The sequence below is a fragment of the Methanolobus sp. ZRKC3 genome (assembly GCF_045291275.1).
Lineage (GTDB): Archaea > Halobacteriota > Methanosarcinia > Methanosarcinales > Methanosarcinaceae > Methanolobus.
In genome coordinates this window covers 1,867,992-1,887,677 of the sequence record NZ_CP146982.1, presented here as the reverse complement: position 1 = coordinate 1,887,677, position 19,686 = coordinate 1,867,992, and the positions used below count along the sequence as shown (strand labels likewise).

Here is a 19,686-nt window from a genome sequence, read left to right as displayed (position 1 = left end):
TCAATTTATTCAATTAATACAGGTGAATTCAATGGATCAGGAACTTATGCGTATTGGTGTATCGCTTCCGGAGAACCTCTTGACAAAGTTCGACAAAATAATAGAGCAAAGAGGCTATTCCTCCCGATCCGAAGGTATCAGGGATGCCATCAGGAACTACATCACTCACTACGAATGGATGAGTGATGTTAAGGGAAGGCGTGTGGGTACCATTTCTCTGATCTATGATCATACAAAACGTGGTCTATCCAATGCTTTGACAGAGATACAGCACGATTACTCACACATAATCAAATCCTCTATCCATGTGCATCTTGATCACGATAACTGTCTTGAGGTCATTATTCTGGACGGAGAAGGCGAAGAGGTAAAAGAGGTTGCAGAGAAAACAATGGCCCTAAAGGGTGTCCATTATGTTAAACTCAACACGGCTCTTCCAAGTGAGAATATGTGAGGTCTAGTTAAAAGCTGACTCTATGGTAGCCAGAAGAGTCCTTCCGAAATCGGTAAGATAGTATATCTGGTAGTTTCTTTCACGTTTTGATTCTACCATCTCTGCTTCCTTTAGCAGTTTCAAGTGGTATGAAAGGGCTGAGTACTTATAATCGGTAATTTCAACGAGTATACAGACACACAGCTCCTGAAGTTCCAGTGCCTTGAGTATATGGATCCTTACGGGGTCTGAAAGTAGCTTGAAAAGAGATACCATTTCGCTGACATCTTCCTTCATTGCTGTCTGCACGTCATCAGGCACAGAGCCGGGAAGGACTACCAGGATATCAGCTTCTACGTTTTGTTTTCCTTTCATCGCTGAGTATTTGTTATTGGTTGATTAATAAGTTTTGCAGGCAAATTTGATTGAAATAGTTTGCGAAAATACTTGATAAATTCTATATTCATTTATCAAAGACCTATTTTTTAGTGCCATATTCGCAAAATCCCATTGTCATTTCCAGCTGCAAGCACAATACTGCCATCAGGCATCTTGGCAGCAGCCAGGTTTGTGCTCAATCTTCCATCCAGTTCCAAATTTCCAATGACTTTGGCACCGGTTTCTGTATGCTTAATGATGCCCAGTTTTTTAAGGTCCTGTGATGGGAGCAGTAATTCGGCATATCCATCATCATTAAGATCACCTGCAATTCCCATGTCAAGATTACGACTTCCTATCACATGTGATGTGTATCCAGGGACACTGGCAACTACCTTCAATTCATTTCCTTCGAGGCGATAGAACTCTGTTATGCCTCCAATGTGGGGTGTGAGTACACTGGCGATCTCCGTTTCCCCCTCAGGTCCGAAGGGTGCAACAGCTATCTGGTGTCTCCATCTGGACCCCGTACCCACAGAAGGTCCGGATGCTATTATTTTACCATCTTCTCCAAATACAACCAGCCTGGCTCCTTCGTCTTCATTGCTCAATGTAACAATGATCTCACGCGTTCCATCATTATCGAGGTCTACCCAGATGGGGGCTATTCCCTCGATAACATCACCTTTTGGGATACTTATCTTCTTAGCAACGGAAGGCTCCACAGCAGTGTTTACAAGAGTCATGCCTGAAGCTTCTATCCTGTCTCCAAGAACACCATGTCTGTACTTTTCAGTTGCACCTGTGAGAAGCAATAATCTCTCATTCTCATCCAGGAGCAGCCTGGCATCAGGAATTGCAACGAGTTCAAATCGTGCGATCTCTTTTTCATTCACCCTGAACACAAGTTCTCCCAGTTCATCCACGAAAATGTTCCTGCCTGAGCTTGCAAGTACTATTGGGTGTGTCAGCAATGATTCATTTGAGATTCCCGGTGCGACAATAAAAGCCTCCTCATCTTTGATCATGAGCAGTGGCGGACTGTCAGTATGTATTCTCTCAGGGCTGATATCAAATTCTGTGATGTTTCCATCCGACAGGATGAAAGCCTGCACTTCTCCGTCCTCCATCACAACAGCCCATACCGCTCCTTTCAGTGTATTTGAAGTAACTATCCACTCAGGTTCTCCTGAAAGAGCTACATCTGTATGGCTGGCATTTAGCAGGTCCATACGTCCATCAACCACCCGATTACCATCGGCCTGCTGGTGTGTATATCCGAGGGTGAATGGTGTCCAGTAATTAAAGGTACAGTAGTCACATTCCAGTATCTCCAGGGGAATGTCAGCATCGGTATCCTCTTTTCCATTGAGGTAAAATACTGCTGTAAGTAGCAGCAATACTACTGCCAGCACTACAATGAATATACTCAAAGAAGGTCTGCTCTTTGAACCAGTTCTCATTTTAAGCTCCTTGTGAATGATTTGATCCCTTCGGCAAAGAGGAAGGTCAGGAAGGCCACACCCATGGGCAGTATCCATTCAGACAGACTGAGGGGCAGCAAGCCAAAGGCTTCGTTAATGTGGGGTATGTACATTACAGAAAGTGTTGCGAGGAAGGTGCAGATAACACCAACCACCATGAGTTTGTTTGTAAATATCCCTATACTGAGCACAGACCTTTCAAGTGACCTGAATGCCATGGGGATAAAGAGTATCATACTGACAATGGTTGCGAATGTCTTTGTTCTGGCCAGCACTGTATTTACTTCAGGTTCACTGAAGGCAAATACCAGAAAAGATGCTATTCCCATGACAAATGCCAGAACTACGACCAGTAACAGATTCCTCCTGTTGAGGAAATGGTCTTTCGGGTCCCTGGGTGCTTTGTCCATGATACCCTCGGCGGCAGGATCAAGCCCAAGGGAGATCGCAGGCATTATCTCGTTGAACATGTTGATAAAGAGAATCTGCAGGGCCAATAATGGAATGAGGTCATAGCCAAGGAAGGTTATTCCCATTAGAATCACTATTATCAGGGTGAAGTTCCTTGATATAAGGTAGGTTATGAACTTCTCGATGTTCTCATAGATGGCCCTGCCACCTTTTACTGCTTCCACGATGGTTGCAAAATTGTCATCCTGTAATACCATATCACTGGATTCCTTGGAAACATCCGTACCTTTGATTCCCATTGCAATGCCAATATTCGCTTTTTTCAGTGCCGGTGCATCGTTCACCCCATCCCCGGTCATTGCAACAATGTGCCCTTTTTTCTGGAGGGCTTTTACGAGTCTCAATTTTTGCTCGGGCATGGCCCTTGCGTAGATGCTGACATTCTCAATAACCGCATCAAGCTCTTCGTCACTGAGCTGTTCGAGTTCCTCTCCGGTGACGGCGCAATCAGCTATTATGCGTTTTATTTTATCGTCAGTGAAAATGCCGCACCCATCCTTGTCATCGAAAAGTCCTATATTCCTGCCAATAGCCTTGGCTGTCTCCTGGTTATCACCAGTTATCATGATCAGCTTGATACCTGCTTTGTGGCACATCTGGATGGCACTTTTGACCTCCTCTCGTGGAGGATCTATCATTGCAATGAGTCCGAGGAATACCATATCCTTCTCAGGATTCCTCTTTGACTCATCATCAAAGTTCTCTTTGTATGCCACACCCAGAACACGATAGGCAGCAGTTGTAAATTCAAGGTTTTTCCCGACTATGTTTTTCCGGTCATCATCTGTGATATCCCTGACCTGTCCATCGATCTCGATACTGGCAGATCGCTTAAGGACATACTCAGGTGCACCCTTTGTGAAGGAGATAATTCCATCTTCTGTATCATGAACTGTTGTCATGAGTTTTCTTTCCGAGGTAAAGATTATCTCTTCCATTAGTTGATGATCGTCATCAAGGTCATCTTTCCACAGATCCGCCTTCGCTGCAGCCACTGTCAGGGCTATTTCGGTAGGATCACCCACAACTTCCCATTTTTCTCCTGTCTTTTCTATGGATGAGTTGTTGCACAGTGCGATAGCCTTGAGCAGTTTGAGGAATGTACTGTCATTCCCGATGCTCACAGAATCTCCATTCTTAAGGAAATCACCTTTTGGAGAATAGCCGGAACCTGTTATCTCAAATGTATTACCACTGACAAATATATTCTCCGCAGTCATCTCATTCTTGGTGAGGGTTCCGGTCTTATCCGTACATATGACAGTAGTCGAACCAAGTGTTTCAACAGCCAGCATCTTTCTTATGATGGCATTGTGACCGGCCATTTTCCTCATACCGTAGGCCAGGGTTATGGTTAGGGTTAGCGGCAGGCCTTCAGGCACAGCTGCCACTGCAAGAGCAAGGGCAATAAGCAGCATTTCCCCAAAGGGTGCACCAATTGCAATACCTATGGCAAAAGTGATGGCTGATGCCAGTAGTGCAAGGATAGCAAGGTTAAAGGATAATTTCGAGATCTTTTGTTGTAGTGGGGTATTTTCTTTTTTTGTTTGTATGAGCCCGGCTATCTGTCCGAGTTTCGTATCCATTCCCGTGGCGTACACTATTGCTTTGCCTTTTCCGTGCACTACCTGGGTACCTGTGAATATACTGTCCTCCAGTTTTTTGCCTACGGGCACACTTTCTCCGGTGAGCGGTGACTCATCCACCCTCAGGGCAATTGTATCAAAGAGACGTGCATCGGCAGGGATCTTGTCCCCCATTTCCAGAACAAGAATATCACCCGGGACTATGTCCTTTGTAAGTATCTTTTTAAGTTTACTGTTCCTGAGAACCATGGTTTCAGGCTGAACTATGTTCTTAAGAGCTTCCATTGCCTTTTCAGCTCTGTATTCCTGCACAAAGCCCAGTACGATGACAACAGCAATTGTGAAGGTAATGACCCAGAAATCTACGATCTCATCAATGAACAATGAAATGATGGCTGCGGCCATGAGCACCCATACTATAAAGTTGATGAACTGTCGGGCAAAGACCTTCAGGGGGGTTATCTTCTCCTTTTCCTCAAGTTCGTTGGCACCGTATTGTTTCAGCCTGTTCCGTGCTTCTTCCTCTGTCAGTCCGAGTTGTGAACTGGTGAATTTTGCAAATAGGTTCTCGGAATCTATGTGCTCACTTTTTTCGCTCATACTCTTCCCCGCCAATGCTTATCCCATGTAGCATTCTATCCCCTGTTACAATACGTTCTAATCTAATAATTAAACTAGCTATTAGTGTTCAACATGAAAGCTAAGGCCTTTGATATGTTGCCTTTTCCCTGTACTTTATAGCCATTTCAAGCATGATCGGCGATATCACGATGGATGCCACCACCATGAATACAATTGCAGAGAAAACCTCCTGGCTTACTATTCCAAGTTCTTTTCCAATGGCTATTACCACAAGTTCAACTCCTGCCCTTGGCATCATTCCAATTCCGAAGACAAGTCCGTCTTTCCAGTCAAATCCGATCAGTCTTGTACCGATAAACCCACCGATAAGTTTGCTTGTGAGTGCCAATATGACCACAAGTACAGTGAAAGCGCCTGCAGTGGAAAGAACGGATATTTCCACTGACATGCCTATGAATGCAAAGAATACCGGTGTAAAAACTCCGTATGCAAGTCCGCTGACCTTCTTCTGTACATTTTCCAGCTTTGCAAGAGGAATCTCCGAGAGTAATACTCCACCGAAAAAAGCTCCTATCACAGCATGCAGTCCGAATACTTCTGCAAGGTATGCTGAGAACAATGCAATAATAACAACAAAGGCAAATATGGATTCCTTGGTATGCATTTTCTGGACATACTGGAATATATGCGGGAAAATTTTCAGACCAATGAGCCCCATTATCAGGATGAAAAGTATGATCTTTCCGGAAATGGATAGTAACTGAATTCCTGACGGTAAGTGATTGTAGGTTGCAAGAGAAGCTACAACAGATAGAAGGAATATGCCAATAATATCATCAAAGATTGCAGATGTCAGCATCATGGAACCGGGTTTACTGGAAAGATAATCCGAATCTATCAGAGTTTTCACAACGACACTTATACTTGTGGGGCTGAATGCAACTCCTATGAAGATACTTTCAATAAGTCCCATCCCAAAAGCTTGCCCAAGGATGAACCCGAAACCAAATGCAACTATTGTCTGGAATATCGTTGGTACAAGTGCTGTTTTTGATGCTTCCTTCAGGTCACTGAGGTGAACTTCCCTGTATCCTGCGGTGAACAGCAGGAAAATAGCTCCCAGTTCGGCGAAGAATTTCAGTATTTCCGTATCTGACGGTACCATTATTAACGTAAGCGTAAAACCAGCTGCAATCTCGCCAATGATTGCCGGAAGGCCGATCCTTTCACTCGCTTCACCAAGTATCTTGGCAATTAGTAGTATTAGCAATATTTGGAGAAGGGCTTCCATTCATTCCATTCTCCGTAACTCGAATACCTTTTTTATCATATCCTCTTTTGATATTATGCCTGCTAATTTCCCATCTTTTACCACACACATTCTGTCCACATGGTGCTTGATCATAAGATCAGCAGCATTACAGAGGTTCATATCATGGGGAACCGTGATGGGGTGTTTGATCATTAGTGTCCTGACATCTTCACTTAATGCCCTGACTGCCATCAAGTGAGTGTGGTGATGTCGTGGATTCCTCTCGAAGAACAGAAGTTCCAGAATGTTGTCCTGATCGACTATTCCTTTCAACTCATTATTTTCATCCAGCACAGGATAACTATGGTGGGATTTTGTCACCATGACTTCCATAACATGATCAATGGAATCATCTACCCGGACGGTTACCGCATCCTGGGTCATTATATCGCTAACGGATATTAGCTCACAACGTTCTGAAAGACTCTTAGTCTCTCTAAGTCGTGTATCTGATGTTTCCTGATCATCTTTGCCATCATCCATTCTGTCCCCCACCTTTTAATGAATGTCTGCAAGCACAGCTAAAGGAAAAAATATGATTATTGTACCCCACAATAAAATGAAGACCCAAAAGGGCCTATATGCTTATTTGAGATAAAGTCCGCACTTGCATGCGCCACGTTTCTCAACGTCTCTTGCCCTGGCAGCGCATGGGCAGATGATCTTCTTGTCTTCTTCCTTGTCACCACTTCTCTTCTGGCAGAAGCAATACCATTCTCCATATTCCTTTTTGTTGTTGCAGATGCCTTTTACAGCAGTGGTTATTACATCCCAGTCGGTGTTGAGCTTGTAACCGGTTTCTTCTGCACTCTTCTTACATCTGTCATAGAATTCTGCTTCTAGGTCGCCTTCGAATTTCATGTTATCACTCCTTTTTAACTTTCATAAATAAATGTATTTTACATCAATTTAAGCATTTGCATTCTCTTTTGCCAGCTCGGCAAGCCTGTACCCAGCAGCACGGCATTTTTCCAGATCATCTTCGTATGGTTTGAATTTGACCTGCAGGCTTTCTTCTGCAATTGTGAATTTGGCAGTTTCTATCTCCTTTTCCATTGCCTTCACAGCACCGCCTCCCCATCCATATGAGCCGAAAAGGAAGTATTTCTTGTTCTTTGGATGAAGTCCTTTTATGTATGTCAGGAAACCTGATACTGTGAAGAACATCCCGTTATTCATGGTTGGGGATCCGATGGCTACAACAGATGCTTCCATCAATTCCTTTACAGTCATGCTCCAGTCGTTCTTTCTCAGGTGACGCAGGCGTACCTCAACATCTTTAGAGCGCACTGCATCAGCAATTTCCATTGCCATCCTCTCAGTACTGCCCCACATGGTGTCGTATATGACGAGCACTTTAGGGGTAGCTTCTGCTCTGGCCCATTTCCCATAGTTCTCAATGATCTGTGAAAATCCCTTTCTCCAGATCACTCCGTGGGCAGGTGCTATCATTTTGATGTTTATGTCAAGATCCTTCAATTTATCTATATATTTAAGGATCTGTGCTCCGAATGGCATCAGTATATTGGCATAATAAATGGCTGCATCCTCCATTACATCTTCAACTTCATCATCAAAACGCTTTGAAGTTGCCACGTGCTGGCCGAATGCATCATTGGAAAGCAATATGCCATCTTCCATCAGGTATGTGTGCATACTGTCAGGCCAGTGAAGCATGGTGGCTTCGATGAACATCAGTGTCCTTTTCCCCAAACTCACGGTGTCCCCTGTCTTGACTTCCTGGAAATTCCAGCTATCGCATCCGCTTTCCATGTAATGCCCGCTAAGGCCTGATCGACCCTTACTGCTGGTAATAAGGGTTGCATTGGGTGCATGTTCCATTATGACAGGCAATGAACCTGAATGATCCATCTCAACATGGTTTGAGATGACAAGATCTATCTTTGAAGGATCAACTATCTGTTTGATCTTCTTCATCATCTCATCAGCGAATGGTGCCTTGACAGTATCGATGAGTGCAATTTTCTCATCTACTATAAGGTACGCATTGTAGGTTCCACCCTTTGGTGTTTCATATCCGTGAAAATCCCTCAGGTTCCAGTCCACAACACCCACCCAGTAAATTCCAGGGGCGATCTCCACAGGTTCGATATCGTTCATGGGAATGGTCTCTTGTTCAGGTCTGCATTCTGAATCCGGATGCTGCACCAAGCAGATCATCTATTATGCTGTAATGGATCCTTTCTGCTGCAGCCACATCTTCGAAGAACTTACGCTGGTTTTCGTCTTCAGCCCTTTTAGCCATCTCCATATAGAAGAATTCACTCTTGTGTTCGAATCTCAGGGCCCCAAGCAGTATGCCAATTTCCTGCATTTCTTCATCAGAGAACTCTTCCATGAGAGATTCCTTGAATTCGGGAACATGGTGTTCCATTTCAGGAACTTCTCTTGAATCCCTGTATTTTATGAGGTATTCAAGGTGCTTTTTCTCTTCACCTGCAAGGAAATTGTATATGTTAACTGCACCCGGGTTCTTCATCTCGGATGCTTTGTCAAGATAATATGCCCTTCCTTTTTCTTCAAGGTCTATTGCCAGTGCAATTGCTTCATCCATTGATCCAAGTTTGTCAAGTTCCTCTACTATTTCCTGTAATACATCTTTCATCTAAAAACCTCCAGACATGCAACAATGTGCGCTCCCGCATGGTCCATATATTTGGTATGCACTCATTTGCCCACATTACAAACGGAAAATAATCCCACTACATAATTCTATTCGGTTTTGGCTTAATATACCTTTCGAGAAATTTTAAACTAAGTTATCATCTTTATCAATAAATTCATATAAATTTCTAAAAAAAAGGATTCATCAACCTCTGTTTGGAAAACTTTTTATTTACATCAATACATCTATTTCTTTAGTTTAAGTCATAAATTTGATTATGCAATTCTGGTGGGACTAATCTAATGGGTAAGATAAAAATTGCAATTACAGGTATTGGTAATTGTGCAAGCTCTTTGATCCAGGGCATTGAATACTATAGGGGCAAAGATGAAAACGATGCAATAGGCCTGATGAATTGGGATATTGGAGGTTACAGGCCATTTGACCTCGAGGTTGTCACAGCATTTGATATTGATGTTCGCAAAGTAGGAAAGGATATTTCAGAGGCAATATTTGCAGCACCTAACTGTACCACAGTTTTCTGCGACAATATCCCGGAAACAGGTGTGAAGGTAAAAATGGGCCGCATACTGGATGGATATTCAGGGCACATGGCTGACTTTGATGAGAACAGGACCTTCGTTCCTTCGGATGCAGCCGAAGCCGAAAAGGAGATGGTTGTTCAGGAATTGAAGAAAACGGGTGCTGAGATATTATTGAATTATCTGCCTGTAGGTTCTGAGGAAGCAAGCAAATTCTACGCAGAATGCGCGCTTGATGCTGGTGTTGCGTTTATTAATAACATGCCTGTCTTCATCGCGAGCAATCCGGAATGGGCTGCAAAATTTGAAGAAAAAGGTCTCCCTATCATTGGCGATGACATCAAGGCGCAGCTTGGTGCCACTATTACACACAGGATGCTTGCAGACCTTTTTCATAAAAGAGGTGTGAAGCTGGAGAGGACATATCAGCTCAATACCGGTGGCAACACTGATTTTCTCAACATGCTGAACCGGAACAGGCTTGCTTCCAAGAAAGAGTCTAAGACAGAGGCAGTGCAGTCTGTCATAGCCCAGAGACTGGATGCTGATAATATCCATGTTGGTCCCAGTGACTATGTGCCCTGGCAAAATGACAACAAGATCTGCTTCCTGAGGATGGAGGGCAAGCTTTTCGGAGATGTGCCTATGAATATCGAATTACGCCTTTCAGTGGAGGATTCTCCCAATTCTGCGGGTGTTGTCATCGATGCCGTAAGGTGCTGTAAGCTTGCGCTGGACAGGGGCACAGGCGGAATACTCTATTCGCCATCGTCATATTTCATGAAACATCCTCCTAAACAGTTCACCGATGATGAAGCCCATAAAATGACATCAGAGTTCATCAAGGGTGAAAGGGAAAACTAGTATCCGGTCCGCTGGCATGTCCATATCCAAAAATCGCAATAGTATCTATGGTATTGATTTCAGTGGTGCAAAGAATGCCTGTAAGAAGATATGGGTAAGCAGGGGAAACGTTGTCGGCGATACCCTGCACATAGATGAGTGCTTCAGGATTGCAGAGAAGATCTCCTCTGTCAATCAAGTTCGTCCTGGCAGGGACGAATGCCTGGCTGCGCTCAGGGATATCATTGTAAAGGATGAGGACTCTGTTTTTGGCATCGATCTGTCCTTTTCCATTCCCGAGGCTCTAATTGTAGAGGGTGACTGGGAAAGCTTTATCCTCTCCTTTCCTTCAAAGTATGACTCTGCCCAGCAGTTTCGTGAGTCATGTCGTAATATGGCAGGCGGCAAAGAGCTAAAAAGGGTCTCAGAGGTAAAGAGTAAGGTCCCTTTTTCAGTCTATAACCTCAGGCTGTACAGGCAGACATATTTTGGTATCCGGGATATGCTGTATCCTCTGGTCATGGAAGGTCTTGCATGTATACTTCCAATGCAGGATGCAAAAAGTGGTAAACCATGGCTGATCGAGACATGTCCTGCATGCAGGTTGAAAAAAGAGGGAATGTATATTCCTTACAAGGGCAAGAACGATATTGAACTGGATGCCCGGGTCCGCATCCTTGAGCACTTCATGAAAAAGGGTCTTGTGATATCTTCTAAGTTGCAGGTGAAGATTCAGGAAGACCCTGAGGGAGATGCCCTGGATAGTATCATTGCTGCATATTCCACTTTCAGGTCAATGGACATGGTAAGTGATATATCAGGTACTCTTCAGGGAAATTATATGGTGGAAGGGTATACTTTTTTCTGAGCATTATGCGTTTTATTGAATGTCCCATTCGTAATTCGCATCAATCCACTCCTTTGCTCTGTATATCTCCCTGAGCATCTCATCCATATGTTCCTTTTCAATGAAAGGGCTCATGGGATATGATTTCAGGGCTACTATTGTTCTGTTCTTCCATGTTGTCTTATAATCATCAGTGTAGGATATCATGGCAGTACCCTCCTGTTCAGACCTTTCGATCATGTAATGTGCTATTCTCTGATTGTAAATATTGATGCTCTCTGTGAACTTCTCTTCGGTTTCATCGCGCATTTCCTTTATAAATAGCAATTTACCGTCAGCATCATATTTAGTATGTGGATAAATTCTAAAATCAGTTACAAAAGCCGGGTTATGGCGGTTCAGCAGGTCTATGTCAGGGCTGTTGGCTATCATTTCCCTCAGGTGGTCGGCAGTGCTTATCAGGTGAACTAGCAGGGTTTCATATCCTTCTTTTCCCAGCAGCATCATGTTTGACAGAGCTTTTTGCCCGTAATTGGGTCTGCTGCTCTCCAGCGTAAAGGTTCCAGGCTGGTAACCGTCTCCGTGGAACAGGTATGGCATGTCTTTCTTCTGCTTCTGGAGAAGCTGAAGTTCTTCTCTGTCCCTTATCACAAAGGCACTGCACAGATAAGGTGCCCACCCTGTCTTATGGAAATCTATGCCTACCGAATCAGCGTACTGCAGTTCACTTATTTTAGAAACGATACTCCTGATATCTTCCTGCAGTTGATGTGGCAGGTGGTCAATGGATCTTTCTCCCTTGAATGTAAGGTATGGCCAGCCAATTACGGCATCTGCATGTATGTGTATACTGTAATCGAGATCTTTCTGTACCCTGTTGCGGACCTCAACTATTTCTTTCAGAGGGTCGATACCAAAAGCATCAGTAGTTCCCATGGTGGCAAATATGGTTCCCACTCGAGCACCGTCATCGATCGTCCTTTTCATTTCCTCTTCAAGTAAATTGATATCCATTACGTTGTCGTATGATGGTATCGTTTTTACATTATCCAGTCCGATACCTGTCCACAGGGCTGCGGATTTTATGCTGTAGTGGGAAACGTCCGAGCAGAAGAAATGGATGCGGTCCCTTATGCCAGTGTTCTTTGCGTCAGGGTCTGCCTTTTCAATACCTATGCGAGCTCCGTAAAGATTGCATCCTGTTCCGCCAAATGTGAAGATACCTCCGGCTTTTGTCGCATCGTAGCCTATCAGATCGGCAAGCATGGCTATTGCCATTATCTCTGAGCGTGCTGCACTCATTCCATAGTTATCACTTATGGAGTTCTCATTGTATCTGGCACCCAGAGTTGCGGCAATTATAGAAATGGTAGTAGCCGGCGGTATTACGTTCGCCTGCATAAGCGGATGGCTCCATATGCCTGTTCCATCATAGAGTCCGGCAATGTGATTCCCAACCTCTGTCTCATTGCTCATCCGGGAAGGGAACTTCGTTTCCCTCATAAGCTTCTCATAATCCAGAGGCACCTTACTTCCAATTACGGTGCCATTTTCCTTCCTGTCTATCTTTTCAAGAAGGTCTTTTAACATCAAAATTATCTTATCTTCATCACCAGTAGGCCTGGTAAAAAATGAGCGCACAAGCTCAATGCTATTCAAAGTGTTCCCCCACTCTAATTTTCATACAATTAAAAACTTTCACTCTTTGCTGATACCCACGACATCATATATTGCGTCAGGGCTTTCAAGCACTGTGATGTTTTCCATCTTTGCAAGTTTCTCGGAATTTGACACATCAACTTCTCTCATTTTGAGTTCCATGACTCTTCCTTCAGGAGAGAATGTCTTAACGGTCCCTCTTTTCTGGTCAACTGGCAACACATATATCGGAGTGCTTCCTTTTGCGGTTTGTGCAACTACATTTGTCACAAGTGTATCTGCGATACCATGTACCATCTTGGCAACACTGTTTGCAGTCGCAGGTGCAATTATGAGTGCATCGTAGTAGCCTACCTGCAGTGGCCCTGCAATGAATGGTGAATTTGGTCCGGCATCAACCTTGAAGTTAGTAAAATCCTTCTGTATATCATTCCACATGTGGTACCATTTCATAACGGTTTCTCCCTCCTTTGAAAGGAAAACCATTATTTCAAGATCGCTCCTCTCCTTGATATCCGCCATTATGTCGTAAGTTTCCTTGATCAGGTCTCCGGAACCTGTAATTCCCCATGCTATTCTTTTCATAATATTCTCTCCTAATTGTGATCAGTATCCCAGCAAAGATTCCTGTTTGATCATTTCATCAGCAATGTTCATTATTTTTAGCATCTCTACCATGGAGTCCATCATTGGTGGCGGTCCGCATACATAAAAAACCCTTTCTGCATAATCAGGTATTTCTTTCTGGATGAGTGTATCGCATATTCTTCCACTGCATCCGGTCCATTCATCGGAAGCTCTGGTTAGTGTATCAAATGCATAGAGATTGGGATTCTGCTGCATCATCTCCTCCAGCTCGTCAGTGAAGATTATGTCATCTTCAGTCTTATTGCTGCATATCAGTTTGATATCGGTACTGAGCTGCATGTCGGTGCAGTATTTGCATATGCTGATCATGGGGGTGATGCCTATTCCACCACTGATAAGGGCTATCTTATCGTACTCACCTTCAAATGTGAATTGACCGTATGGTTTACTGATGATCATCTCATCACCAATCACCATAGCATCCATCACATTGGAATAATCATGACCCGTGAACTTTTTAGTAAATTCGATGTGCTCTTTTTCGCTTGGGCTGCTTGAAAGGGTAAATGGTTTGCTGACACTTTTCCCATCGACATCCAGTGTGACGATCACGTACTGACCTGGTTTATAGTCGAAATCATCTTTTCTTGTGAACCTGAAGCTCTTTGTATCATGGCTGCGCTGTATAATATCAATGATGGGTTGCTTGTTCTTCAAGATATTACTCCTCTTGAACCTTTTTTATCATCTGGGCGGTGGAGATGACTTTTTTCATTGTTCTGCGCAGGCTACGCAAACCTTCTGAATCTTCGGCAACTCCCTCTGCACCCTTATCATGTGACCAGAATGTGCCTCCGAGGTTCGAGCCGAATGATCCTCCTGCAACGGGTATCATTTCGCTGATGATATAGAAATTATGTATTGTCTGCATGGCAGGCTCCTGTCCTCCCACCCTGTCTCCACCGGATGCAGTAGCAGCTCCCACTTTGTTCAAAAAGACCTTTGGATCGCGTGCAACTATTGCCCTGCACCTGTCCATAATGGTCTTTGTCTGGGCACTTAGGGTGCCCTGATAGACTGGAGTGCCGATTATCCATGCGTCAGCCCATATCATCTTCTCATAAAGATCTACAAGATCATCCTTGTGGATGCAGCCCTGCTTGTTGCGCACGCAGTAATCGCAGTGAATGCAGAAATTCATCTTCTTGCCACTTGCAGAGAAGTATTCCACCTCAGCTCCGAATTTCTCCTGTGCATATTCCAGGGCTTTCCTTACAACATAATCTGTGGATTTCTTTCTGGGACTTCCGGATATTCCCAGCAAACGGATGGTTGGTTCATCAGACATTTTTGGCACTCCGTTATGTTTTTTAATTTGTTTGTTTATTTCAGTGTTATTGCTTCTGCAGGGCAGGCATCAACACAGTTTCCACATTCTACACAGTCATCAGGTCTTGCAATAACGGCTTTAAGGTTACCATCCTCGTTTTCCTCAATGTCGATGACATCCGTTGGGCATGATTCAGCGCATGCTCCTATTCCTTCACATTTGTTCTGATTTACTTCTGGTAGCATATTTATCCTCCTTGTTCTTAGTTCATTTATCTTTGAATAATCGTGTGATCGCAAGCAAAGTTATTGCTGTTGAAAATGCAACAAATCCAGGTGCTTCTTCCTCTCCGCTTCCTGGATCAGTTGGGTCATATATATTTCCTGAAGCCTGGGCCATATCAATAACCGGTACCTCATGGACGCCTTCTTCGAAAAGGTGGTCTATAAGTTCCTGTGGTGCAGACCTGTAATTCAGGGTAGCTTCAACAAGTACCGGGTAATTTACATTTTCTGGCAATGTAAATATGTATTCTTCGGTCACAGTTTCTTTTGGACCTATCCTGTTATCGGAGAGTACTCTGTCTGCAAGCCAGAAACTGATGGTTTCATTACCCTGCTCATCTCCAAGTACATTATTGTAAACCATAGTTCTTTCTGCGATATTCCCTGAGCTGTCAAGGTTCCCTGTCAGGTATATTTCTTTTTCAGTGCTGTCCGTTACCTTAAGCTCAAGCCATATCTGCCTGATCTCGGAAACTCCGGTAGGGATATTATGACCTGCTCCTGAATTGGTGATGTGGACTTCTACTTTTACTTCCTCACCAGCCACTGCGGTATCTGGTACTTCAATTTCCAGACTTGCTGCCTTTTGCAGTCTCTCAATGGCCAGTTGCTTCTCCTTTCCTGCACCCAGCATCTCAGTTATGAACGCATTACCTCCGACTATGCTGTGCAAGGATATGTGTTCTCTTTTTGGCGCACCGGATCCTGCCCTACCTGGATTTGCTTCGAATTTGGTAATTCCCGGTGTCATGTGGCAGTCCTGGCAGCTTACATCTTCCTGTGCGTAAGGTCCGCTCTTCCAGGTGCTGTATGTATCATCTATCACAAGTCCGTTGACCGGATGGATTACCTCATGACACATTCCGCAAAACTCTGATCTTGTCTGGAGTTCCAGGTACTCCGACTCGTGAAACGCTGACTTTGAGTCATCGAAAGGTCCCCACTTCGTATCACCCGGGGTAACTATAAAAGGAGCATTGCCTACTCCGGTGCTTCCTGATACGGTATGGCAGAAATCACATTGAACACCTTCTTTTGCAATTTCGCTCATCTGTGAGCCATCTATTGGGGGTATCTCCTCAGAGACCACGCCTATGGGTGTGTGGCAGCGGGAACAGAATGTGTCCACAAGCCCGTCAGTATCTTTACTTGCGGCTTCAACTTCCTTAAGGTAGAATGGGTCTACGTAGGCATTTGAATGCATGGTGCCTTCCCATTCACTGTAAGCGAATGCGTGACAACTTGTACATTTACTGGTCAGGGTAAATTCATCGGAAGAATATTCTCCCGGTGTGGTGGGTTCTGCCGCATGGGCGCAAAAAGCTAAAAAGATTATTGCCATGAAAAAAAAGACCACTACTCTGGAATTAATGGTTGTTCCCCCTATTCGGATGACTCTATTAAATAATGATAACTAGTCTGAATATTGTCATTTTATGCTTAAAAGGGATTTAATATCCCTTTTTGCTTAAGCATTTATTTCAGTAATTTGAGTGCGTCTTTGCATGCTGCAACTGCGGGAGCACCGGATGTTATGAATATGACGTCCATAGCTTCCATTATCTCTTCCTTTGTCACTCCGCTATTAATTGCGCTTCTCATCTGCGACACCACACATTTGTCACACTGCTTGGATGCGACAACTGCAAGTGCCATCAATATCTTTGTCTTTGCAGAAAGTGCCCCGTCCTTGAGCAAGCGGTGGTTGCACATATTGTACTTTTTCAGAAAATCAGAATCGAGCTCGTTTAAAACGTTCAATATTTCAGGGGTGAATCCGAGTTTATCTGACATATCCCCTACTAATTCCTCTCCGCATTTATCTCCAACACACATGTTCTTATCTCCTTAATTATTACTATTATTAATCGAATCCATCTTCTATCGTTTTACTGATGCAGTAACTGCAAATAAGTCGTGGTAGTCCCTTTGTGAGCCTTTTTACATTAGGTGGTGTTCCAACCGATATTGGCATCTCAAGCTCTTTAGTGTGGTCGATGCAAAGTCCTTTGCCGCAGGAAATGCAGACACATTCTGCTTCTCTGTCGTTTCCTTCTTCCATGCAGTCATAACATTTCATCATGATATCACCTAGTAGTTCTCCTTCAGGGCTTCGTGACAGGGCATACAGATGATCTTTTTCCAGTGGTGTACATCATCGTACTTGCATTCAACTCCCATTCCACATTTCAACTTGATACTGTACTCACCGTCCCATACCGGTGTCTCTTCTCTGACAAGATGGTCTTTGCATACTCCTCTTCCGCAAATGATACAGATTCCCACTGTGTCCGTATCTTTACCATTTTTTGCACATTCATAACATTTCATGGCTATCACTTTAAAATATTGTTTTATAATCCAAAACGGCTTTTGTAATCCCTAAAATAACTGCATTGGTATATTCCAAATGCTGCTGGCTAATGGTACTAGTGTGACACTACGTTCTGAACTCTCACCTCCCCAGGTTATCCGATAGTAAATTATCTGACATTTCAGTAATATATCTGTATCGGTAATGACTTATATACTTTTTACATATTGTATTTGTCAGGTAAACATATTATTTGGCTTTGAAGTGCAGGATTATTGATCCTGAAAATTCTGGCAGTTTACTGGCAGAATCAAACCAACAAAGTTTTAAAGATGTATGGATACCTGAATAGCAACAATCTTTAGAGGAGGAATCTAATGACATTTGGAATAGAATTTGTACCAAGCGACCCAGTATTAAAAATATCTCACTACGCGAAACTTGCAGAGAACGAAGGCTTTGACAATGTATGGATCACAGACCATTATAACAACCGTGATGTATACACTACATTAGCTGTTCTTGCACAGAATACCAACAGCATCAAACTCGGTACCGGTGTAACCAACCCGTACACAAGAAATGCAGCTATTACAGCATCAAGTATTGCTTCCATTAACGAGATATCTGGTGGACGTGCAATCCTCGGTCTCGGTCCAGGTGACAAGGCAACCTTTGACGCAATGGGAATTTCATGGGACAAGCCACTCACAACAACCAGAGAAAGCATTGCTGCAGTCCGCAGTTTCTGCGCTGGAGAAAAGGTTAACCAGGCTGGGGAGATGGTAAAGTTCAGTGGCGCAAAGATGGCATTCAAGGCAGGAAACGTACCTATCTACATGGGTGCACAGGGTCCTAAGATGCTTGAGCTCGCTGGAGAAGTTGCAGACGGTGTACTCATCAACGCATCACACCCAAAGGACTTTGAAGTTGCAGTAAAGCAGATCGCATCAGGTGCAGCAAAAGCTGGCCGTGATCCAAAGGAAGTCGATGTAGCAGCATACGCATGCTTCTCAATTGACAAGGACGCAGTAAAGGCAGCAAACGCAGCTAAGGTCGTAGTAGCATTTATCGTTGCAGGTTCCCCTGACATGGTACTTGAGCGCCACGGCATCGATGCATCAGCAAAGCCTGACATAGGCGCAGCAATTGCAAAGGGTGACTTCGGAGCACTTATGGGCGGTATGGTCACTGACGGCATGATGGACGCATTCTCTATCTGTGGAACACCAGACGACTGTAAAGCAAGGATCAATGACCTGCTCGACATCGGTGTAACCCAGATCGTTGCTGGTTCCCCAATCGGACCAAACAAAGAGAAGGCTATCAAGCTCATCGGTAAAGAAATTATCAGACAATAAAACGTCGGAGGCAATTAATGGCCCACCCTAAGATATTAGAGGTCATTGAACACGACGTTTGTACCGCTTGTGGGGCATGTGTATCAACATGTCCTGCTGGCGCTATTACTATGAACAAACGTGCAGAAGTTCGTGACCCGGATAATTTTGAATTTTATGTACAAGGTGCAGCACCTGATGTATGTGAAGGATGTTTCACATGTGGAAGACTGTGTCCTGTAATTGATGGATATGTAGATGATGAATTTGCAAGTGTAAAAGAGTTCTTTGGAGCGAAGAGTACCATCAAAGGTCAGGATGGCGGTGTCACTTCACTACTCGCAAAAGCATTACTTGAATCTGGCGAAGCTGACTGTATCGTCGCTATAGCCAGAGATGATAAATGGGAAACCGAACTTATCGTCATGACCAAGCCTGAGGATGTAGACAGAACCACAGGTACCAAGTATACATACGATTCAGTACTTTCCGCATTGAGAGAACCTTTCGAAAAATACGAGAAGATCGCTGTTATTGGCGTTCCGTGCCAGGCACATGGCGCACGCCTGATCTCAGAAAACGTAAATGATAAAATAGTTCTGATCATTGGCTTGCTCTGTATGGAAAGTTTCTATCCTGAAGTAATGAAAGAGACTGTTATTCCTGAGATAATGGGTCTTAAGCCTGAAGATGTCGTCAAGATGGACTTCGGTAAGGGTCAGTTCTGGAACTACACAAAGGATGGCGAAGCTCACAGTGTGAAGATCCCACAGGTCGCACCACATGCAAGAAATCCATGCCACCACTGCTGTGATTACACATCAGTATCCGCTGACATCTCATTTGGTTCAGTAGGTACTCCGGATGGATGGAACAGTGTACTCATACGCACAGAAGCTGGTAAGAAGTTCTTTGATCTGGTCAAGGATAAGGTCGAGCTCATGGAAGATCCTAAGCCTGGAATGTTCCTTATTAAGAAACTTGCTGGAATGAAGCACAGTAACAATGCAGGGCACTATCTTGAAGTTTGCGAGAAGTTCACATTCGATGACTGTGGAATCCGCTGA

At 43.9% G+C, this 19,686-nt stretch carries 22 protein-coding genes; 5 read left to right on the top strand and 17 right to left on the bottom strand.

Going from position 1 to position 19,686, the window contains the following annotated elements; translation table 11 throughout:
• Window positions 1–31 precede the first annotated feature (31 nt).
• Window positions 32–454, top strand: coding sequence for a nickel-responsive transcriptional regulator NikR (gene nikR / locus V7O66_RS09630; RefSeq protein ID WP_406660097.1), 423 nt, complete (start codon window positions 32–34; stop codon window positions 452–454).
• 3 nt (window positions 455–457) lie between these two features.
• Here the strand turns inward: nikR and V7O66_RS09625 are convergent, their stop codons facing one another.
• The 8 genes from V7O66_RS09625 to V7O66_RS09590 all read right to left on the bottom strand — a co-directional run bounded on the left by V7O66_RS09625 (window position 458) and on the right by V7O66_RS09590 (window position 8,872).
• Window positions 458–808, bottom strand: coding sequence for an ArsR/SmtB family transcription factor (locus tag V7O66_RS09625; RefSeq protein WP_406660096.1), 351 nt, complete (start codon window positions 806–808; stop codon window positions 458–460).
• A 110-nt stretch (window positions 809–918) separates the two neighbouring features.
• Window positions 919–2,274: a hypothetical protein gene (locus V7O66_RS09620; protein ID WP_406660095.1), complete on the bottom strand. Its 1,356-nt coding sequence runs from the start codon at window positions 2,272–2,274 to the stop codon at window positions 919–921.
• Window positions 2,271–4,952, bottom strand: coding sequence for a cation-translocating P-type ATPase (locus V7O66_RS09615; protein ID WP_406660094.1), 2,682 nt, complete (start codon window positions 4,950–4,952; stop codon window positions 2,271–2,273). Before V7O66_RS09615 ends, V7O66_RS09620 begins: the two co-directional genes overlap by 4 nt.
• Before the next feature lie 100 nt (window positions 4,953–5,052).
• Window positions 5,053–6,225, bottom strand: a complete 1,173-nt coding sequence (locus V7O66_RS09610) for a cation:proton antiporter (protein WP_406660093.1) — start codon at window positions 6,223–6,225, stop codon at window positions 5,053–5,055.
• A complete protein-coding gene (locus V7O66_RS09605; protein WP_406660092.1) occupies window positions 6,226–6,729 on the bottom strand; it encodes an HPP family protein in 504 nt (167 codons plus the stop codon).
• A 102-nt stretch (window positions 6,730–6,831) separates the two neighbouring features.
• On the bottom strand, window positions 6,832–7,107 hold the full coding sequence (locus V7O66_RS09600; protein WP_406660091.1) for a ferredoxin-thioredoxin reductase catalytic domain-containing protein: 276 nt from the start codon (window positions 7,105–7,107) through the stop codon (window positions 6,832–6,834).
• Between the two features lie 48 nt (window positions 7,108–7,155).
• The gene (locus V7O66_RS09595) at window positions 7,156–8,367 is read right to left on the bottom strand and encodes an FprA family A-type flavoprotein (protein WP_406660090.1); all 1,212 of its coding nucleotides are present in this window, start codon (window positions 8,365–8,367) and stop codon (window positions 7,156–7,158) included.
• Window positions 8,368–8,383: 16 nt separating this feature from the next.
• On the bottom strand, window positions 8,384–8,872 hold the full coding sequence (locus tag V7O66_RS09590) for a ferritin family protein (protein ID WP_406660089.1): 489 nt from the start codon (window positions 8,870–8,872) through the stop codon (window positions 8,384–8,386).
• Between the two features lie 302 nt (window positions 8,873–9,174).
• Between V7O66_RS09590 and V7O66_RS09585 the strand changes: the two genes are divergently transcribed.
• Both V7O66_RS09585 and V7O66_RS09580 read left to right on the top strand, forming a co-directional pair.
• Window positions 9,175–10,278 (top strand): inositol-3-phosphate synthase, encoded by a 1,104-nt coding sequence (locus V7O66_RS09585; RefSeq protein WP_406660087.1) that lies wholly within the window; start codon window positions 9,175–9,177, stop codon window positions 10,276–10,278.
• Between the two features lie 16 nt (window positions 10,279–10,294).
• On the top strand, window positions 10,295–11,125 hold the full coding sequence (locus V7O66_RS09580) for a hypothetical protein (protein WP_406660086.1): 831 nt from the start codon (window positions 10,295–10,297) through the stop codon (window positions 11,123–11,125).
• Between the two features lie 12 nt (window positions 11,126–11,137).
• Here the strand turns inward: V7O66_RS09580 and V7O66_RS09575 are convergent, their stop codons facing one another.
• The 9 genes from V7O66_RS09575 to V7O66_RS09535 all read right to left on the bottom strand — a co-directional run bounded on the left by V7O66_RS09575 (window position 11,138) and on the right by V7O66_RS09535 (window position 17,296).
• Window positions 11,138–12,763, bottom strand: coding sequence for a pyridoxal phosphate-dependent decarboxylase family protein (locus tag V7O66_RS09575; RefSeq protein WP_406660085.1), 1,626 nt, complete (start codon window positions 12,761–12,763; stop codon window positions 11,138–11,140).
• 39 nt (window positions 12,764–12,802) lie between these two features.
• Window positions 12,803–13,348: an archaeoflavoprotein AfpA gene (afpA, locus tag V7O66_RS09570; protein ID WP_406660084.1), complete on the bottom strand. Its 546-nt coding sequence runs from the start codon at window positions 13,346–13,348 to the stop codon at window positions 12,803–12,805.
• A 21-nt stretch (window positions 13,349–13,369) separates the two neighbouring features.
• Entirely contained in the window at window positions 13,370–14,068 is a 699-nt protein-coding gene (locus tag V7O66_RS09565) for a ferredoxin--NADP reductase (protein ID WP_406660083.1), read from the bottom strand.
• 4 nt (window positions 14,069–14,072) lie between these two features.
• A complete protein-coding gene (locus V7O66_RS09560) occupies window positions 14,073–14,699 on the bottom strand; it encodes a flavodoxin family protein (protein WP_406660082.1) in 627 nt (208 codons plus the stop codon).
• Window positions 14,700–14,734: 35 nt separating this feature from the next.
• On the bottom strand, window positions 14,735–14,926 hold the full coding sequence (locus V7O66_RS09555) for a ferredoxin family protein (RefSeq protein ID WP_406660081.1): 192 nt from the start codon (window positions 14,924–14,926) through the stop codon (window positions 14,735–14,737).
• A gap of 22 nt (window positions 14,927–14,948) precedes the next feature.
• The gene (locus V7O66_RS09550; RefSeq protein WP_406660080.1) at window positions 14,949–16,307 is read right to left on the bottom strand and encodes a multiheme c-type cytochrome; all 1,359 of its coding nucleotides are present in this window, start codon (window positions 16,305–16,307) and stop codon (window positions 14,949–14,951) included.
• A gap of 134 nt (window positions 16,308–16,441) precedes the next feature.
• The gene (locus V7O66_RS09545; protein ID WP_406660079.1) at window positions 16,442–16,801 is read right to left on the bottom strand and encodes a carboxymuconolactone decarboxylase family protein; all 360 of its coding nucleotides are present in this window, start codon (window positions 16,799–16,801) and stop codon (window positions 16,442–16,444) included.
• A 28-nt stretch (window positions 16,802–16,829) separates the two neighbouring features.
• Entirely contained in the window at window positions 16,830–17,048 is a 219-nt protein-coding gene (locus V7O66_RS09540; protein ID WP_406660078.1) for a DUF2180 family protein, read from the bottom strand.
• 8 nt (window positions 17,049–17,056) lie between these two features.
• On the bottom strand, window positions 17,057–17,296 hold the full coding sequence (locus V7O66_RS09535) for a DUF2180 family protein (RefSeq protein WP_406660077.1): 240 nt from the start codon (window positions 17,294–17,296) through the stop codon (window positions 17,057–17,059).
• Between the two features lie 360 nt (window positions 17,297–17,656).
• Here V7O66_RS09535 and mer point away from each other — a divergent pair, with 360 nt between their 5' ends.
• Both mer and fpoF read left to right on the top strand, forming a co-directional pair.
• Window positions 17,657–18,640, top strand: a complete 984-nt coding sequence (gene mer, locus V7O66_RS09530; protein ID WP_406660076.1) for a 5,10-methylenetetrahydromethanopterin reductase — start codon at window positions 17,657–17,659, stop codon at window positions 18,638–18,640.
• A 17-nt stretch (window positions 18,641–18,657) separates the two neighbouring features.
• On the top strand, window positions 18,658–19,686 hold the full coding sequence (gene fpoF, locus V7O66_RS09525) for a F420H2 dehydrogenase subunit FpoF (RefSeq protein ID WP_406660075.1): 1,029 nt from the start codon (window positions 18,658–18,660) through the stop codon (window positions 19,684–19,686).

Excerpts from the sequence above, each read along its gene's own strand:
- V7O66_RS09540 (WP_406660078.1), bottom strand. The coding sequence starts at position 17,048 with ATGATGAAATGTTATGACTGCATGGAAGAAGGAAACGACAGAGAAGCA.
- V7O66_RS09625 (WP_406660096.1), bottom strand. The coding sequence starts at position 808 with ATGAAAGGAAAACAAAACGTAGAAGCTGATATCCTGGTAGTCCTTCCC.
- V7O66_RS09555 (WP_406660081.1), bottom strand. The coding sequence starts at position 14,926 with ATGCTACCAGAAGTAAATCAGAACAAATGTGAAGGAATAGGAGCATGC.
- V7O66_RS09595 (WP_406660090.1), bottom strand. The coding sequence starts at position 8,367 with ATGAACGATATCGAACCTGTGGAGATCGCCCCTGGAATTTACTGGGTG.
- V7O66_RS09560 (WP_406660082.1), bottom strand. The coding sequence starts at position 14,699 with ATGTCTGATGAACCAACCATCCGTTTGCTGGGAATATCCGGAAGTCCC.
- V7O66_RS09585 (WP_406660087.1), top strand. The coding sequence starts at position 9,175 with ATGGGTAAGATAAAAATTGCAATTACAGGTATTGGTAATTGTGCAAGC.
- V7O66_RS09580 (WP_406660086.1), top strand. The coding sequence starts at position 10,295 with ATGTCCATATCCAAAAATCGCAATAGTATCTATGGTATTGATTTCAGT.
- mer (WP_406660076.1), top strand. The coding sequence starts at position 17,657 with ATGACATTTGGAATAGAATTTGTACCAAGCGACCCAGTATTAAAAATA.
- V7O66_RS09610 (WP_406660093.1), bottom strand. The coding sequence starts at position 6,225 with ATGGAAGCCCTTCTCCAAATATTGCTAATACTACTAATTGCCAAGATA.
- V7O66_RS09615 (WP_406660094.1), bottom strand. The coding sequence starts at position 4,952 with ATGAGCGAAAAAAGTGAGCACATAGATTCCGAGAACCTATTTGCAAAA.
- fpoF (WP_406660075.1), top strand. The coding sequence starts at position 18,658 with ATGGCCCACCCTAAGATATTAGAGGTCATTGAACACGACGTTTGTACC.
- V7O66_RS09620 (WP_406660095.1), bottom strand. The coding sequence starts at position 2,274 with ATGAGAACTGGTTCAAAGAGCAGACCTTCTTTGAGTATATTCATTGTA.
- V7O66_RS09545 (WP_406660079.1), bottom strand. The coding sequence starts at position 16,801 with ATGTGTGTTGGAGATAAATGCGGAGAGGAATTAGTAGGGGATATGTCA.
- afpA (WP_406660084.1), bottom strand. The coding sequence starts at position 13,348 with ATGAAAAGAATAGCATGGGGAATTACAGGTTCCGGAGACCTGATCAAG.
- V7O66_RS09605 (WP_406660092.1), bottom strand. The coding sequence starts at position 6,729 with ATGGATGATGGCAAAGATGATCAGGAAACATCAGATACACGACTTAGA.
- nikR (WP_406660097.1), top strand. The coding sequence starts at position 32 with ATGGATCAGGAACTTATGCGTATTGGTGTATCGCTTCCGGAGAACCTC.
- V7O66_RS09535 (WP_406660077.1), bottom strand. The coding sequence starts at position 17,296 with ATGAAATGTTATGAATGTGCAAAAAATGGTAAAGATACGGACACAGTG.
- V7O66_RS09550 (WP_406660080.1), bottom strand. The coding sequence starts at position 16,307 with ATGGCAATAATCTTTTTAGCTTTTTGCGCCCATGCGGCAGAACCCACC.
- V7O66_RS09600 (WP_406660091.1), bottom strand. The coding sequence starts at position 7,107 with ATGAAATTCGAAGGCGACCTAGAAGCAGAATTCTATGACAGATGTAAG.
- V7O66_RS09590 (WP_406660089.1), bottom strand. The coding sequence starts at position 8,872 with ATGAAAGATGTATTACAGGAAATAGTAGAGGAACTTGACAAACTTGGA.